The organism is Pedobacter jejuensis, assembly GCF_003725795.1.
GTDB lineage: Bacteria > Bacteroidota > Bacteroidia > Sphingobacteriales > Sphingobacteriaceae > Pedobacter > Pedobacter jejuensis.
Map to the genome: position 1 here is coordinate 30396 of NZ_RBEE01000014.1, position 17864 is coordinate 48259.

At 36.9% G+C, this 17864-nt stretch carries 12 protein-coding genes; 6 read left to right on the plus strand and 6 right to left on the minus strand.

Annotated elements, in window-relative coordinates; genetic code table 11:
- Window positions 1-95 precede the first annotated feature (95 nt).
- Window positions 96-1544 (plus strand): asparagine--tRNA ligase, encoded by a 1449-nt coding sequence (gene asnS, locus D7004_RS09840; protein ID WP_123205696.1) that lies wholly within the window; start codon window positions 96-98, stop codon window positions 1542-1544.
- Window positions 1545-1635: 91 nt separating this feature from the next.
- On the opposite strand, the gene D7004_RS09845 is transcribed toward asnS, so the two are convergent.
- The 5 genes from D7004_RS09845 to rhaT all read right to left on the minus strand — a co-directional run bounded on the left by D7004_RS09845 (window position 1636) and on the right by rhaT (window position 8829).
- Window positions 1636-2790: an alpha-hydroxy acid oxidase gene (locus D7004_RS09845; RefSeq protein ID WP_123205697.1), complete on the minus strand. Its 1155-nt coding sequence runs from the start codon at window positions 2788-2790 to the stop codon at window positions 1636-1638.
- 12 nt (window positions 2791-2802) lie between these two features.
- The gene (locus tag D7004_RS09850) at window positions 2803-4188 is read right to left on the minus strand and encodes an FGGY-family carbohydrate kinase (protein WP_123205698.1); all 1386 of its coding nucleotides are present in this window, start codon (window positions 4186-4188) and stop codon (window positions 2803-2805) included.
- A 14-nt stretch (window positions 4189-4202) separates the two neighbouring features.
- The gene (locus tag D7004_RS09855; RefSeq protein WP_123205699.1) at window positions 4203-5486 is read right to left on the minus strand and encodes a sugar isomerase; all 1284 of its coding nucleotides are present in this window, start codon (window positions 5484-5486) and stop codon (window positions 4203-4205) included.
- 102 nt (window positions 5487-5588) lie between these two features.
- Window positions 5589-7709: a bifunctional aldolase/short-chain dehydrogenase gene (locus D7004_RS09860; RefSeq protein WP_123205700.1), complete on the minus strand. Its 2121-nt coding sequence runs from the start codon at window positions 7707-7709 to the stop codon at window positions 5589-5591.
- A gap of 28 nt (window positions 7710-7737) precedes the next feature.
- On the minus strand, window positions 7738-8829 hold the full coding sequence (gene rhaT, locus D7004_RS09865; RefSeq protein ID WP_123205701.1) for an L-rhamnose/proton symporter RhaT: 1092 nt from the start codon (window positions 8827-8829) through the stop codon (window positions 7738-7740).
- A gap of 118 nt (window positions 8830-8947) precedes the next feature.
- Between rhaT and D7004_RS09870 the strand changes: the two genes are divergently transcribed.
- The 5 genes from D7004_RS09870 (at window position 8948) to D7004_RS09890 (ending at window position 16159) form a co-directional block, all read left to right on the plus strand.
- A complete protein-coding gene (locus tag D7004_RS09870) occupies window positions 8948-9979 on the plus strand; it encodes a GntR family transcriptional regulator (RefSeq protein WP_123205702.1) in 1032 nt (343 codons plus the stop codon).
- Window positions 9980-10228: 249 nt separating this feature from the next.
- Window positions 10229-11929 (plus strand): ribulokinase, encoded by a 1701-nt coding sequence (locus D7004_RS09875; protein WP_123205703.1) that lies wholly within the window; start codon window positions 10229-10231, stop codon window positions 11927-11929.
- A complete protein-coding gene (locus D7004_RS09880) occupies window positions 11926-12624 on the plus strand; it encodes an L-ribulose-5-phosphate 4-epimerase (protein WP_123205704.1) in 699 nt (232 codons plus the stop codon). The genes D7004_RS09875 and D7004_RS09880 overlap by 4 nt, the downstream gene beginning before the upstream one ends.
- Window positions 12625-12946: 322 nt before the next feature.
- Window positions 12947-14437, plus strand: coding sequence for an L-arabinose isomerase (gene araA / locus D7004_RS09885; protein ID WP_123205705.1), 1491 nt, complete (start codon window positions 12947-12949; stop codon window positions 14435-14437).
- Between the two features lie 21 nt (window positions 14438-14458).
- The gene (locus D7004_RS09890; RefSeq protein ID WP_123205706.1) at window positions 14459-16159 is read left to right on the plus strand and encodes a sodium:solute symporter family transporter; all 1701 of its coding nucleotides are present in this window, start codon (window positions 14459-14461) and stop codon (window positions 16157-16159) included.
- A gap of 376 nt (window positions 16160-16535) precedes the next feature.
- Here D7004_RS09890 and D7004_RS09895 read toward each other — a convergent pair whose 3' ends face one another.
- Entirely contained in the window at window positions 16536-17555 is a 1020-nt protein-coding gene (locus D7004_RS09895; protein ID WP_123205707.1) for a zinc-binding alcohol dehydrogenase family protein, read from the minus strand.
- Window positions 17556-17864: the final 309 nt, after the last annotated feature.

Here is a 17864-nt window from a genome sequence, read left to right on the forward strand (position 1 = left end):
TTAATGGATGTTGATTAGAAATTACAAATTGAAATCTAGGAACTGCCAACAGGTAAAGTTTTTTTTCTAAATTTGCGCCTTTTACAAATAAGAATATGATTAAGAGACAGCAAATTAAAGATTTATTAAAATCGACTGCATTTGGCACAGAAGTAACGGTTATGGGATGGGTTAGAACTTTCCGAAATAATCAGTTTATTGCTTTAAATGATGGAAGTTGCATGAGCAATATCCAGGTAGTTATTGATTTTAATAATTTACCCGATGAGCTGTTGAAAAGGATAACCACAGGCGCTTCAATTGCTGCAACAGGAATGTTAATTGAATCATTAGGAAAAGGACAAAGTGTAGAAATTAAAGCAAGTAAAGTGGAGATTTTAGGTGACAGCGACCCTGAAAAATTTCCTTTACAGCCTAAAAAACACAGTTTGGAGTTTTTACGTGAAATTGCTCACCTGCGTTTCCGTACCAATACTTTTAATGCCGTTTTTAAAGTTCGCCATGCTTTAGCATTTGCAATACATCAGTTTTACAACGAGCGTGGTTTTGTGTATATGCATACTCCGGTAATAACAGCTAGCGATGCAGAAGGTGCCGGAGAAATGTTTAAGGTTACTACTTTAGATTTTGACAACACGCCCCGAACTGAAAATGGAAAGGTAGATTTTTCTCAGGATTTCTTTGCTCGTGCAACTAATTTAACGGTTTCTGGTCAGCTGGAAGGGGAATTAGCTGCCATGGCTTTCGGACAGATTTACACTTTCGGACCTACATTCAGGGCAGAAAATTCTAACACCACACGCCACTTAGCTGAGTTTTGGATGATTGAACCCGAAGTTGCTTTTGCTGATTTGGAGGATAACATGCAACTTGCCGAGGACATGATGAAGTATGTTATTAAATATGCTTTAGATAATTGCAAAGATGAATTGGAGTTTCTAAATACACGTTTAGCGGAAGAGGATAAGCAAAAACCACAAAACGAGCGCAGTGAATTTAGTCTTTTAGAAAAACTAGATTTCTGCCTGGCAAATGATTTTGAACGTTTAACTTATACAGAAGCCATCAGAATTTTAAAATCATCGAAACCAAATCAAAAAAAGCAATTTAAATACCTAATTGATGAATGGGGAGCTGATTTACAAAGCGAACACGAACGCTATTTAGTAGAAAAACACTTTAAAAAACCAGTAATTTTAACCGATTATCCTGCTGATATAAAATCTTTCTACATGCGTCAGAACGAACCGGATGCTGAAGGAAGACAAACTGTTGCTGCAATGGATATTTTATTTCCAGGAATTGGTGAAATGATTGGCGGCTCTCAACGTGAAGAACGCCTGGATAGACTTACCAAACGTATGGAAGATATGAATATACCACAGGATGAACTTTGGTGGTATTTAGATACTCGCCGTTTTGGCTCAGCGCCACATGCTGGTTTCGGTTTAGGATTTGAGCGTTTGGTATTGTTTGTTACCGGAATGACCAATATTCGTGATGTAATTGCGTTTCCTCGTTTTCCTAAAAACGCAGAATTTTAGTTGCTTTTTAGATTTACGATTATGCACCAAGACTTACGAAGTTTCCTAGGCTCATTGCCCTTCGAAACTTCGTAAATCTATAGCCATAAGTCTAAAGCGATTTAGATAAATGCTTTGGCAAATCCTCTACTCTTTCGCAACCGAGCTGATCCATAACTTGTTTAAGTTGGGTTTTCAGCATTCCAATAGTATGGTTGCCACCTTCGTTTCCTAGCGCACCAACACCGTACATAAAAGTTCTGCCTAAAAAAGTGAAATCGGCACCAGCAGCAATCGTTCTTGCTACATCTGGTCCTGAGCGAATACCACTATCCATCATCACCGTAATCTTATCTTTGTATTTTTCAGCGATGGGAACTAATGGTTTGATGGAAGATTGTCCTGCATCCAATTGTCTGCCTCCATGGTTAGAAACAATAATACCGTCTAAACCTAAACTTATTGCCATTTGCGCATCTTCTTCGGTTGCAACACCCTTTAACACTAGTTTACCTTTCCACTTACTGCGAATAGAAGAAATTCTTTCAGCATTTAATCTACCAGAAAACGTCTTATTCATGTATAGGCCAAGCTGTTTCATGTTTAATCCTTTGGGCATATAAGGCTTCATGGTTTCAAACGCTGGCTGACCATGAAACAAAGTTTTTAAAGCCCATTCTGGTCTGCCCACAATTTGCAGCATGTTTCTTAGCGACATTTTAGGCGGCATCGCCAATCCGTTACGAATATCTCTTGGTCGGAAACCGAAACTTGGCACATCGCAAAGAATTACCAAAACCTTACAACCAGCTGCTTCAGCACGATTTATAATGTCATCAGTAATTTTACTTTCTGCAGGATGATACAACTGATACCAAGCACTGCCTTCTGTAATTTCCATTATTCTTTCGATAGAAGACGTACTTACTGTACTCAATACGAATGGAATATTATGTTCAAAAGCCGCTTTGGCTAGTATTTCTGGAGCATTTGGCCAGATTAATCCTTGTAAACCAACTGGTGCAATACCAAAGGGAGCATCGTAAGTATGCCCGAAAAGGGTTGTTTTTAGGGATGCCTCTGTAAAGTTTTTTAAATAATAAGGTAGCAATTCTAGATTTCTAATGTCTTCCGTATTTCGAAATAGGTTTACATCTTCATTACACCCACCATCTAAATATTCAAAAGCAAAACGTGGCATTTTAGATTTTGCCTTATTTCTTAAATCATCGATAGAAGGATAATCTGCGTTATATTTCCAGCTCATTTTGTGTTATATTTATAATTGTATGCTGCGTTGAATAGCAGAATAATATTTTAGTTGAATCATATCGGTAGGTGCGGGATTTGAGTTCCACGCATCATTGATAGAAAGTGCAGTTCCAATCGCAGTTGCCTGAGAAACTGATGATGCATAAACCTCAATGTCAGGAATTGCCGTAGCCAATAAGTGCATGTAAATTGCATTTTTACCAAAACCACCATCTACAAAAATTCTTTTAACACCTTGATTTAAAATAAGTTTTAAAGAATAAACCTGTTGCTTTACCAAATCAAAAATTAATTGGTGATAAGCTTCTTCGGCAGTTTTAAACTGATTTAGATCTCTCTCGGGAAATGCAGAATGAGCAGAAAATTCTGTTTGAAGTATTGCGTTTTCGGGAATTTTATTTGCCAAGTTTAATATCATTGCAGGATTAAACTTCAGGTGCTTAAAAATGTAAGCGGCTCTATCGAAATGGTCGGCAATTCTTTTTAATTGCAATTCATGTTCATAACCGGCAAAAATTCTCGATGCTTTTACAGCCTTTCCTTTGTAATGCATATAGCAAAGACAATCTTGCTTTAATTCATCGGCCGTTAAAGTTTGCTGATTAAAGGGATTTAAGCTGATGCACCAGGTTCCTGTTGATAGTAATATAAAAGGTGTAGAAAAATTAGCCAAATATGGTATTAGCGCTGCTGAACTATCATGCAAACCCACTCCTACTTTCACATCCAAACCTTCGAAACGCATTTTTAAGCTAGAGTCTGCAGGAGTAAATTCTCCAAATTTTCTATCTAGCCCCTCTGCCAAAACCCAATCGTGATATGTATTTTTATTAAAATCCCAAAGTTGTGTGTGGCAACCAATGCTAGTTATATCGGCAACTGCTTTACCTGTAATTAAATAGCTTAAATATTGTGGCAGATGCAAAGCAAATTTAATCTTTGCAAATACATCAGGCTTTTCCCTTTTAAGGCGATATAATTGCATACCCGAATTTAAACTACCCAAAATAGGTGAAGCCGTTTCTAGTGAAATTTTCTCTTCACCTCCATACGTTTCATAAAATTGATTTTTTAAATCTTCCGGATATTCTTTTAAGTAATTATATAATGGTGTTAGTGGCTCACCGTTTTCATCAAGGTAAACGAAACTTGCGCCATAGGTTGAAAAATTGATTGCTTTTATATTAAATTCTTTGAGCTGCATTACCTGGTTTAGTGAATCGTAAACCGATGAACGTAAACTATCCAAATTTTCACAGGGCTCTCCATCATCGTCTTTCGTTTCCACAAAACGGGCAGAACGTTCGTAAACGATATTATAATTCTCGTCGATTAAAAACAACTTTTTATTTGTTTTTCCTACATCAAATATGGCTGCAACGGCTTTTGGCATGTTTTCTTATGTAATTATAAACCTGTTGCAACTGTTCCTAAACCTCTGGTTTCAACCAATTGCTTGCGAACACTTAAATCGCGGTATAAACCAATTGGCGATAATGCTGCATTTGCTCGTAACCTTGCTTCGGCTACCAATGCTCTTAAATCACTTCGAAAAGTATGTTGCAGAATTTCTTGCGCTTTAGCAACATCATTATTTTCTTGTGCGGCGATTAATGATTTTCTATCAACCAATAAAGCTTGTGCATAAGCAATCATAATTGCCTCAACCGATTGTAATAAATCTTCCAATGGATCTTTCACATTGTGAGAAGCATCAATCATCCAACCTAAATCCTTTGCATGGTTCATTCCTTTGGCATCCATACCTTCAACCAATTCGTTAAAAATTAGAAATAGTTGATAAGGTTTAATGCTACCCGCTGTCAAATCATCATCGCCATATTTAGAATCATTGAAGTGAAAACCACCTAACTTACCTTCCATCAACAGTAATGAAACGATTTGTTCGATGTTTGCGTTGGGTAAATGGTGACCTAAATCTACCAAAGTATATGCTTTTTTACCAAGTTTAGAAGCGTAAAGGAGCGATTGTCCCCAATCACCCACAGTGGTTGAATAAAAATTCGGCTCGAAGGCTTTGTATTCAACAAACATTTTCCAGTCATCCGGCAAAGCCGAATAAATTTCTTGTAAACTTTCTAAAGTATTTTCAAAAGCTTTGCGAAAGTTTAACTGACCAGGAAAACAAGAACCATCTGCAAGCCAAACGGTCAAAGCATCAGAACCCAGTGCAATTCCATGTTTTATAACTTCGATATTATGTTCTATTGCTTGTTTGCGAATATCTTTATTTACGTTTTGTAAAGAACCAAATTTATAACTGTGTGCACTTCCAGCCTGATCTTGAAATGTGTTCGAATTCATGGCATCGAACTTTAATCCATATCCTGAGGCTAAACTTTTTAAAGCCTCTGCATTTTGTGGAATATCCCATGGAATGTGTAGCGAAATTGCGCCACTTGCTCCGTTTAATGCATGAAGCAAACCAACGTCTTCAATTTTCTCTTCAATAGTTCGGGGTTCACCACCTGTTATGGCAAATCTTCCGAAACGTGTTCCGCCAGTTCCTAGTGCCCAACTTGGTATTGCGATTTGAAAATCAACAAGTTTTCGAATCACACTTTCTAAATCAATTTGCGACCATTCCTCTTTCAAAAAATTAAGCTTACGCTGATGAGCGGTTAAAAGGGAATCGTTATGTTTTTCTATTTGATTATGCTCAATATTCATTGGTATTCGATTAAAGCAGCTTGTAAACAACAAACTGAGGTTAGGTAATATTTAATTCTTTGTTTCGGTCTGTGGGGACACAGACCGAGGAGAATATTTCAACTATCTTACAAATGCCATGGCAACTCCGCCATCTACATTTAAAACATTTCCTGTTGATTTTTGTAATAATCCGCCCACAAAAGCGAAACATGCATTTGCGATATCATCAGGTAAAATAATTTGATTTAATAAAGTACGTTTTGCATAATAAGCAGGCAATTCGGCAACGGTAACGCCATAAGCTTTTGCTCTGCCTTCGGCCCAACCACCAGCCCAAATATTGCTGTCGCTGATAACTGCATCGGGATTTACCACGTTTACGCGAATATTATCTACTCCCAATTCGGCGGCATTTAATCTGCTTAAATGTAGCTGAGCTGCTTTTGCACTTCCATAACCTGCGTTATTTGGACCGCTTACTAATGCATTCTTACTTACAATATTAATGATATCACCACCAATACTTTGCTTTTGCATCGTATTTGTTGCAGCCTGGGTAATAAAAAATTGCCCTTTAACTAAAACATCATAAAGCAAATCCCAATCCTGTTCGGTATGGTCGCCAATGGTTTTAGAGATTGATAAACCTGCGTTATTTACAACAATATCAATTCCACCAAATGCAAGTGCAGCCGAATCAAAAGCAGCATTAATATCTGCCTGGCTGGTTACATTTAAAATAGCAGTTGCGTAAGAATCTTTTCCAAACTGAGATTTAAATTCCTCACCAGCAGCTTCTAACCGTTCAGCATTCATGTCATTTAAAATCACCACACCACCTTCAGCAACAAATTTCTTTGCAATTGCCTTTCCAATTCCACCGGCACTACCTGTAATTAAAGCAATTTTTCCGGTTAGCGGTTTTGGTTTTGGCATACGTTGTAATTTTGCTTCCTCTAACAACCAATATTCAATGTTAAAAGCTTCTTGATGTGGCAGAGAAGTATATTCAGAGATTGCCTCCGCTCCTTTCATTACATTAATTGCATTGATATAAAATTCTGCTGCAACTCTTGCGGTTTGCTTATCCTTAGAGAAAGTAAACATTCCGATACCAGGGTACAAAATTACAACCGGATTTGTATCACGAATTGCAGGACTATTTGGATGTTTACAGGTTTCATAATAATCTGTGTACATCGCCCGATAATCTTCGAAAGCAGGTTCTAAAGTTTCTTTTAAAGCTTTCGTATCCGATAAATCAGCATCTGCCGCAAGCGTTAAAACTAACGGACTTATTTTAGTTCTCAAAAAATGATCGGGACAACTTGTTCCCATAGGTGCCAATCGTTCTAAATCATTTGAATTGATGAACTCTAAAACACGGGCATCATCGGTAAAATGACCAATCATATGTTGTTTTGAAGAACATAAACCACGTAATACTGGTGCTAAAGTAGCAGCCTGATTTTTACGTTTATCCGCCTCGGCACTTTCTATTTTTTGTCCGCCGAACACTAAACCTTTTTTACCATAATTCTGCGCTAAATAATCAGAGCAAATTTCGATAACTTCTAAAGTGTTGATATAACTTTCGTAAGCTGTATTGCCCCATGTAAATAAACCATGAGAACCCAGCATAATACCACGAATACCCGGATTTTCATCTAAGCATTTTTTTAAGGTTAAACCCAATTCAAAACCAGGTTTTTTCCATTCTACCCAACCGATTGTACCACCAAATAATTCTTCAGTAATTTTTTTCCCATCTTTTGCTGCTGCAATGGCGATAGCGGCATCAGGATGTAAATGGTCTATATGCGCAAAAGGTAAAAATCCGTGTAATGGTGTGTCAATTGATGGTGCCTTTGAACTCAAATCGAAAATACAATGATTAAATAATTCAACCATCTCATCTTCATGTTCTACGCCGCGATAAATGTTTTTCAAACTTCTTAATCTATCGACATAAAGCGCAGCCAGACCACTTTTTTTCAATGTACCTAAATCGCCGCCAGAACCTTTAACCCACATTACTTCAGTTTCTGAGCCGGTAAGCGGGTCTTTTTCTAATAATTTACATGAAGTATTGCCACCACCGTAATTGGTTAAACGCAAATCGGCACCTAATAAATTTGAACGGTAAATTAATAATGCTACTTCATCTCCAGCTAATTTAGCAGCTTCTTCTTCATCCCATAAGTAGCTTACGTACTTATAATTTGTTTCTTTAACAGACATCTATATTGATATTTTATTTTTCTAAAATTTATTTAATTGAATTTCCATAACCTACGATAAGTACAGAAATGATGATGGTTAAAATCCCCACGATAACAGTAGTGAATGTTTTTTTGGAAACACCTTTCCATTCTTTTAATATTAAGCCCCAAACGTTAGCGATTAAAATGATAAACGCCATGTGTAAAATCCAGGAACTTGCACCATTGCCCATTTTACTTTCGCCCATGCCATAAAAGAAAAACTGCAAGAACCAGGTTGTACCAGCGAGCGCTGAGAAAATATAATTTTTTAACAATGGAGTACTTGCCTTTGTGTAATCGCCAAAAGTTTTATTCCTTGCATTTAAAGCCATACACCAGATAAAATTTGTAGTCAAGCCACCCCAAAGTACAATAATGTATGTTACATTATTTTGAAAAAGAAAGTTTCCGGTTTCAGCAGGATTTATAGCTTTCCAAACTGCATTTGCCGCATCGGCCATTGGTTTACCCGCCTCAATACCAAAGTTAAAACAAGCGCTTAATACTCCCGAAACAATGCCAACAAATAAGCCCAAACCAAATTTAAACTCAGTTTTAACTTCCATTCCATGCGGGTCGGTAACATCTGTTTTAATTTCTTTTTCTTTCATCATCCCCGCTTTGCCGCAAATTATAATACCCAAAACGCAGACTAACAAGCCGAGGAGAACCATTCTTCCCCAATCTGTTGTGATAAACATTGTAAAAGTGTCTTTACCGGCCTGAGGGAAGAAATCAAAATAAATGGATGGCAAAATTGAACCAAGCACCATGCAAAGGCCCAAAATAATACTACTGCCTAATGAAACACCTAAATAACGGACGCCTAAACCATAAGTTAAACCGCCAATACCCCATAAAATACCGAAGAAGTAGGTTAACCACAAAATACTACCACTTGTACCAGATATAATTGCTGTAAAATTTGGTACGGTTAGAAATGCTGCAAGAGGCGGAACAATTAACCAGGAAAATATGCCACCAACAATCCAATAGCTTTCCCAGGCCCAGCCTTTTACTTTTTTATACGGAATGTAGAAACTCCCGGAAGCAAAACCTCCGATAAAATGAAAAATTACGCCTAAAATTGCTTGCATACTATTGGTTTTATATTTGGTTTTCGAATGTAGAAATTGAAATAAACTTAACTGTTATGTACTGTCATGCTGTTAAGCATTGCGTTTTGTTATATTTGATGAAAATAATTCCTTCGTTTTGAAATCAGAAGATTTAATTAGCCATATTATTATTGATGAATATTCTGCTACACCAAAGTATAAGCAACTGGTTAATACAATTTTATACGCAATAGAAACTGGAAAAATAACGCAAGGCAATATGCTGCCGTCCATAAACGAACTCAGTTTTGTTTTAGAAATATCGAGAGATACAGCAGAAAAGGGCTATCGTAGATTGAGAAAACTAGGTGTTATAGAATCTATCCCCGGAAAAGGGTATTTTGTTATAAATACCGATTTTTCCAGAAAGCTTAAAATTTGTTTGTTGTTTAACAAACTTAGTACGCATAAAAAAATTATTTACGATTCGTTCACCAAAGCCATTGGAGAGCAGGCAGCAATTGATCTATACATTTACAATAATGATTTTTCGCTTTTTAAAAGCTTGCTAAACAACAAAAAAGAAGGCTATACACATTACGTAATCATTCCTCATTTTAACGAAGGAGACGAAAAAGCACAGGATATTATCAATGCAATACCAAGAGAAAAACTTGTCATTTTAGATAAACTTTTGCCTGGAATTACGGATGATTACGCAGCAGTTTATGAAAATTTTGCCCAAGATATTTACAGTGCTTTAGAACAGGCACTTGTACCACTTTCGAAGTATAATACTTTAAAAATCCTCTTCCCAAAAAACACATATTTCCCAAAAGAAATTTTAGATGGTTTTTATAAATTTTGTCAGCAATATGCTTTCAATCATAAGGTTGTAGATAATATTTTAGTTGAAGAAATTAACAAAGGCGAAGTTTATATTAGTTTAATGGAGGATGATTTGGTAACGCTTATTGAACGCCTACTTGCACTCGAGATGGAAGTTGGTAAGGATGTTGGCGTAATTTCATACAATGAAATACCTTTGAAAAGAATTATTTTGAACGGCATTACAACCATTTCTACAGACTTTGCAATGCTTGGAACGGAAGCCGCAAATTGTATTTTAAATAATATCAGGGAAAAGATTCATGTTCCATTTTACTTGAATTTGAGAAAATCGTTGTAAAATTTTAGCCACAGATAAAAAGTGATTCTTGGTAGTTATTTTATTTGCACCACATCTGCGAAAATCTGTGAGCCCTGCGGGAATAAAATAACCTAAAACCTCTCGCTGATCTATGCAGATTACAATTTAAAATATTCCACTCGAAAAATCGAGAAATAAATAACTCATTCAAACATAATATAGATATAATCTCCACAAAAATTTTTTAATTCAAATAAATAAACGTTAATTAGACATTTATTTATTGTTATGAGCACAGCAAATTATGTAATCGGAGTAGATTACGGGACAGATTCTGTCCGTTCCGTTCTGGTTGATACCGCAGATGGAAAGGAAATTTCCTCTTCAGTTTTTCTTTATCCGCGATGGCAAAAGGGTTTATATTGTAAGCCATCCCAAAATCAATTCAGGCAACATCCTTTAGATTACGTTGAAGGCTTAACACATACCATTAAAGAATGTATTGCAAAAGCTGGAGGTGAAAATATCGCAGCCTTTGTAAAGGGAATTTCAGTGGATACAACTGGATCAAGTCCCGTGGCTGTTGACGAAACAGGAACACCACTAGCTTTAAAACCCGAATTTGCTGAAAATCCAAATGCAATGTTTGTGCTTTGGAAAGATCATACCGCTGTAAAAGAAGCAGCAGAAATTAACAATCACGCTACAAAATTTCCAATTAACTACCTAAAATATGTTGGCGGCATTTATTCTTCAGAATGGTTTTGGTCTAAATTATTGCGCACTTTAAGGGTCGATGCACAGGTAAGAAAAAACACCGTTTCCTGGGTTGAACATTGCGATTGGATTCCATTTTTATTAAGCGGACAATCTGATATCAAGGATATGAAACGCAGTCGCTGTGCAGCAGGACATAAAGCGCTTTGGGCTGAAGAATTTGATGGTTTACCCCCTGAAGAGTTTTTTGCAACGTTAGACCCACTATTGAAAGGTTTCAGAGCCTCGTTATTTAATGATACCTACACATCAGATGTATCAGCAGGAAATTTAAGTTCAGAATGGGCAGAAAAATTAGGCTTAAGTACCGATGTAGTTATAGGTGTTGGAGCTTTCGACGCACACATGGGTGCAGTTGGCGGACAAATTGAACCATATTATTTAAGTAAAGTAATGGGAACCAGCACTTGTGATATTCTGGTTGCGCCAAATAAAGATATTGAAGGCAAACTGGTTAACGGAATTTGCGGTCAGGTAAACGGTTCGGTTATTCCGGGTATGGCAGGTTTAGAAGCTGGTCAATCGGCCTTTGGCGATGTTTATGCCTGGTTTAAAAATTTAATAAGCTGGCCTATAAATAATTTACTGTCCGAATCTACATTAATTGATGAGCATACTGCCCTAGCTTTAAAAGAAGAACTAGAAAAGAAGATAATTGCGAATTTAAGTAAACAAGCCTCAGAATTACCTATTGATGATTACCCGGAATTAGCATTAGATTGGTTAAACGGACGACGAACTCCAGATGCCAATCAAGAGTTAAAAGGTGCAATAACAGGTTTGAGTTTAGGAACCGATGCACCAAGATTTTTCCGAGCTTTGGCTGCTGCCACCTGTTTCGGTGCAAAAAGCATTGTTGATAGATTTGAAGACCAGGGTGTACCTGTAAAAGGAATTATTGGAATTGGTGGTGTAGCTAAGAAATCGGCTTATATTATGCAAATGATGGCCGATGTTCTAGAAATGCCAATTCGCATTCACCGTTTTGAGCATACCTGCGCTTTAGGTGCTGCAATGTTTGCAGCAGTTGCAGCAGGCATTTACCCAGATATAGAAACTGCCATGGCAGCCATGGGAACTGGTTTTGAAAAAGAATACCATCCTCAGATTCAAAATACGAAAATTTATCGCCAGCATTACCAACAGTATTTAGGCTTAGGGCGATATATTGAAAAATACAATAAAAAAGATGTAAAACCGTACCTATCATGAGCAACTATCAAGATATAAAAGAGCAGGCTTATGCAGCAAATATGCAATTGCCAAAACTAGGTTTGGTGCTTTTTACATTTGGTAATGTTAGTGCTGCCGATAGAAACAAAGGCGTTTTTGCAATAAAACCTAGCGGTGTGCCTTATGAGGATTTATCTGTAGAAAAAATGGTAATTGTTGATTTTGACGGAAATACTGTTGAAGGAAATTTACGTCCATCATCTGATACCAAAACCCACGCTGTTCTTTACAAACATTGGGAAAATATTGGAGGCATTGTACATACACATTCTACTTATGGCACAGCCTGGGCACAAGCACAAAGGGCAATTCCTATTTTCGGCACCACCCATGCCGACCATTTAACGGTTGATATTCCTTGCGCTCCGCCAATGGATGATGAAATGATTAAAGGGAATTACGAGTATGAAACGGGCTTCCAAATCATGAATCATTTTGAAGGTTTGGGACTGAGCTATGAAGAAGTCGAAATGATTTTAGTTGGTAATCATGCTCCTTTTACCTGGGGTAAAACAGCTGAAAAAGCTGTTTACAATAGCGCTGTACTAGAAGCTGTTGCAAAAATGGCCATACTTACCGAGCAAATAAATGCAACTGCACCGAGATTAAAAGACTCACTAATTAAAAAACATTACGAGCGTAAACATGGTGATGGAGCTTATTACGGGCAATAGGTTTAGCATAATGATGAAGGAGCAAGGATAAAAGAGCATCTTAAAAAGATTATAAAAAATATTTGTAAAGCAATTGCAGTATTGCTTCAGTTACCATAGCCCCGCCATTCGCTATAGCTCCGATAGAAAAAATCGGAGGCTGTCGCTGCTGTCGGGTTTAAGTTTGAAAGGCTTACCTAAGTAAAATAAACCTGATTGGAGTGAACATCCCGATTTTTCATCGGGATAAAACGGAAAGCAGGACTATCGGAACCGATAAAAGCCGAAGCCTGCTTTTCAAATAAAGAAAAAGAAAAAATAATTAATTTCTAACCATAATAAAATGATTGATTTAAAAAAATTACAGGTTTGGTTTATTACAGGTACCCAAGATTTGTACGGAGAAGAAACCTTAAAACAAGTTGCAATACACGCAGAAGAAGTTGCAAAATCGTTAAATAACAATGAGAAAATTTCTGTTTCTGTTGTATTTAAGCCTATTGTAAAAAATACAGATGAAATTTTTGAAACCTTACAAAGCGCAAATACAGATAAGAATTGTATTGGCGTTGTAACCTGGATGCACACTTTCTCTCCTGCTAAAATGTGGATAAGAGGTTTAAATGTGTTACAAAAACCTCTGCTTCATTTACATACACAATTTAATCGTGATATACCGTGGAATACCATTGATATGGATTTTATGAATCTGAACCAAAGTGCACACGGCGATAGAGAATTTGGCTTTATGGTTACACGCATGAGAAAGGATAGAAAAGTTGTTGTTGGCCATTGGGAGGATGAAGAGGTTGCATCTCAAATTGATACATGGTGCCGTGCTGCAGCTGGCTGGCATGATTGGCAAGGCGCTAAGTTTGTGCGTTTTGGGGATAACATGCGCTATGTTGCCGTTACTGATGGCGATAAAGTAGAAGCTGAAATGAAGTTTGGTTTTTCTGTAAACACTTATGGCATTGGCGATTTGGTAGCGATAATTAATCAAATAGATGAAGAAGCGATTCAGAATTTATTAAAAGAATATGAAGAAACTTATGAAATCGCCGACGATTTAAAAGCTGGTGGCGCTAGACATTCTTCTGTTTACGAAGCCGCTAAAATTGAATTGGGTTTAAGAAAGTTTTTAGAAGATGGTAATTTCAAAGGCTTCTCAGATACGTTTGAGGACTTACATGGAATGATTCAATTACCTGGAATCGCAGCACAACGTTTAATGGCCGATGGCTACGGTTTCGCTGGTGAAGGTGATTGGAAAACAGCTGCTTTGGTGCGTGCTTGCAAAGTTATGGGTGCAGGTTTAGCTGGCGGAAATGCATTTATGGAAGATTATACCTACCATTTCGACCCGGCAAATTCGATGGTTTTAGGCTCACACATGCTCGAGGTTGATGCTTCATTAGCAAAAGGAAAAGCAAGTCTAGAAGTTCATCCATTAGGAATTGGCGGCAAAGCAGACCCAGCCCGTTTGGTTTTTAATGTTGCGGGTGGCGATGCATTAAATGCATCTTTGATTGATATGGGCAATCGTTTCCGTCTGTTAGTCAACGAAGTAAAAGCAGTAGAAGCTGAATACGATTTACCTAACTTACCAGTTGCGAGAGTGCTTTGGAAACCACTTCCTGATATGAAAACGGGTTGTGCTGCATGGATTTATGCCGGTGGTGCACATCACACTGCTTACAGCCAAAATTTAACTACAGAACATCTATCTGATTTTGCAAATATTGCAGGCATTGAGTATATTAATATTGGCGAAGACACAAAAATTAATCAATTTAGAAACGAACTTCAGTGGAACGATAACTTCTATAAATAACTAACCAAATAAACCCGAATTATGAATACTTTTTCTACGGTAGATTATACCGTTTTCATCTTCTACTTTATTCTAATTTCCGCCTACGGATTTTGGATTTATAGTAGAAAGAAAAATAAAGCCACGTCAGGAAGTCACGACTTCTTCTTAGCCGAAGGCTCTTTAACCTGGTGGGCAATTGGTGCATCACTTATTGCTTCTAACATTTCTGCCGAGCAATTTATAGGTATGAGTGGACAAGGCTTTCAGGTAGGTATGGCCGTTGCCGCTTATGAATGGGTTGCTGCTATTGCTTTAATCATTGTAGCTGTGTGGTTTATTCCGGTTTACCTAAAAAATAAAATCTTTACCATGCCGCAGTTTTTGCAAACACGGTATAATGAAACGGTGAGTTTAATCATGGCAATATTTTGGTTATTCCTGTACATTTTTGTAAACCTTACGTCAATTTTATACCTAGGTTCTATTGCCATTAGCAGCATGGTAGACCCAGCATATTTTAAATATATTGTTGTTGGTTTGGCTGCATTCTCTTTAATTATCACCCTTGGTGGGATGAAAGTGATTGGCTTTACAGATGTAATTCAGGTTATCGTTTTAATCGCCGGTGGATTGGTTACTACCTATATTGCATTAACAATGGTTAGTGATCATTTCGGCTTAGGTAAAGATGCTATTGCAGGTTTTAAAATGCTGATGAAGGATTCTCCAGATCACTTTAAAATGATTTTGGCTAAGCCTGATGCAAATTCATCGCAAGAATATGTGAATAAATACTTGGCTTTACCTGGTATTGCAATGTATTTCGCGGGTCAGTGGATTGTGAATTTAAACTATTGGGGTTGCAATCAATACATTACTCAAAGAGCCTTAGGTGCCGATTTAAAAACAGCTAGAACCGGTATTTTATTTGCCGGATTTTTGAAATTGGGTATGCCGATTATTGTAATGTTACCTGGTATTGCAGCTTATGTTTTGCATAGAAATGGAGCATTACAGCATGAAATGGCACCCGATGGAAAGGTAATTGCAGATAACGCATACTCTGCGGTATTAACTTTCTTACCTAACGGATTAAAAGGGTTATCGTTAGCGGCGTTAACAGCAGCTATTGTGGCTTCTTTAGCAGGTAAGGCAAATAGTATTTCAACAATCTGGACACTAGATATTTACAAAAAATACATCAATAAAAATGCTGATGATAGAAAATTAGTTATCGTTGGGCGAGTGAGTATTTTTGTAGCAATTGTAATGTCGGTTATTTTAACCTGGGATGATTTATTAGGAATTGGTGGCGAGGGTGGCTTTACCTTCATTCAAAAATATACGGGCTTTATTAGTCCGGGTGTGTTTGCCATGTTCCTTTTGGGGATGTTCTGGAAGCGTACAACAGGTACGGCCGCAATTGCTGGTTTAGTAACCGGATTTTTGCTTTCAGTGGTGTTTAATAATTATGCGCCAATATGGTTTGGGCATGAAAACTTTTTATACACCGCCTACTTAAACAAAGATGGTATTTATGAAATCCCTTTCTTAATTTGCATGGGCCTATCATTCTTATTTACCATGATTGTGATGGTTGGATTGAGTTTATTAGGTCCGAAAGTGAATCCAAAAGCATTCGAATTAGATAAATCGATGTTTAAAGTTGCGCCATCAACATTAGTTTTAATTGTAGTTACATTACTTTTAATTACACTGATTTACGTTAAATTCTGGTAGTTCAAACCTTAATAAAAAAGGGCAATTTTCTTTAAAAGAAAATTGTCCTTTTTTTTAAGAAAACATTGTAATAACTATTTTGGCGTTTTAACACGCTGTCCGCTGTATCTTTTTGGAGAAAAACCAAAAAGGATGCCGCTTCCATCGTTAACGCACCCATAGTTTAAACACTTGATGGTAAAAACAAATTTTAAAATCCAATGTTAAATGATGGCTATTTTTAGCCTAAAGGAAGCTGATAGTACTAATAAAATAAAGTGATGTCTATTAGTGGGCGTTATCAATAAAACCTTGGAACACCATGGCAGATTGATTTGAATGAAAAAGCTTCAGTAATCACGATTTGATTATCAAAGCCACTATGAAACATGGATTGTTAATCTTCCATACTTACCATTGCTTTTATCACCCCATTTTTCGGGTCTAACCAGCTTGCAAAATCTTCCTTTACGTTGTCAAATTTCACCTGATGGGTAATGTAATTGGTAGGATTTACCAAACCAGCTTTCATTGATTTAATAACATTTTCAAAATCTTCTATAGTTGCATTCCTGCTGCTCATTAAGGTAGATTCTCTTTTATGAAATTCTGGATGGTTAAAAACCAAATCGCCTTTCTGTAAACCGATTAATACAAATCTTGCGCCATGTGCCATATAATTTATAGCATTATTTATCGCTTTTTGATTTCCGGTTGCATCAATTACAACAGTAGGCATATCGCCATTTGTTATTGCACTTAATTGCTCAATAACATCAGCAGATAAAGCATTGATTACATATGGAACAGCTAATTTTTCTTTACAGAATGCCAATCTAGAATCGTTAATATCTAAAGCAATTACATTTGCACCGGCAATTCTGGCAAATTCCATTGTGCCCAAACCAATTGGTCCGGCGCCAATAACCAGTACAAATTCGCCAGGTTTTACATCGGCCCTACGAACACCATGAGCACCAATAGCTAAAGGTTCTACTAATGCCAATTCATCATAACTTAAACCTTCGCCATGCAAAAGTGTACGCGAAGGAACCTGCAGATACTCTCGCATTCCGCCATCAACATGAACACCGCAAACCTCCATTTTCACACAGCAATTTGGTTTATTCATCCGGCAGGCAATACATTCGCCACAATTGTAATACGGAATAAAAGTTACCGCCTCACCTATCTTAAAACCATCAGCACCATCAGCCTCAACCAATTCTCCGGAAAGTTCGTGACCTAAAATTCGAGGATAATTAAAAAATGGTTGTGTTCCTTCGAAGGCATGCAGGTCGGTTCCACAGATGCCAATCCGTTTTATTTTGATAATAGCGTGATCTTTTTTAAGCTTTAGTTTTTCCGTTTGCGAATATTCAAAAGTTCCGGGAGTGATGCAGGTAAGGGTTTTCATTTAGTTTATTTAATGAGAAAATTTTGAATGAGTGAATTTTGAATGAGAGAAATTTTGAATGAAAGAAATTTTAAATGAGTGAATTTTGAATGAGAGAATGAGTGAATGTTTAATGCGAAATTTGAATGAGAGAATTTTAAATGAGTGAATTTTAAATGAGTGAATGTTTAATGCGAAATTTGAATGAGAGAATTTTGAATGAGAGAATGAGTGAATGTTTAATGCGATTTTATATCACTCGATTATTCACTCAATCTATCATTCATTCATTGATTAAACATTTGCAATTATTCTATCATTCACTCAATC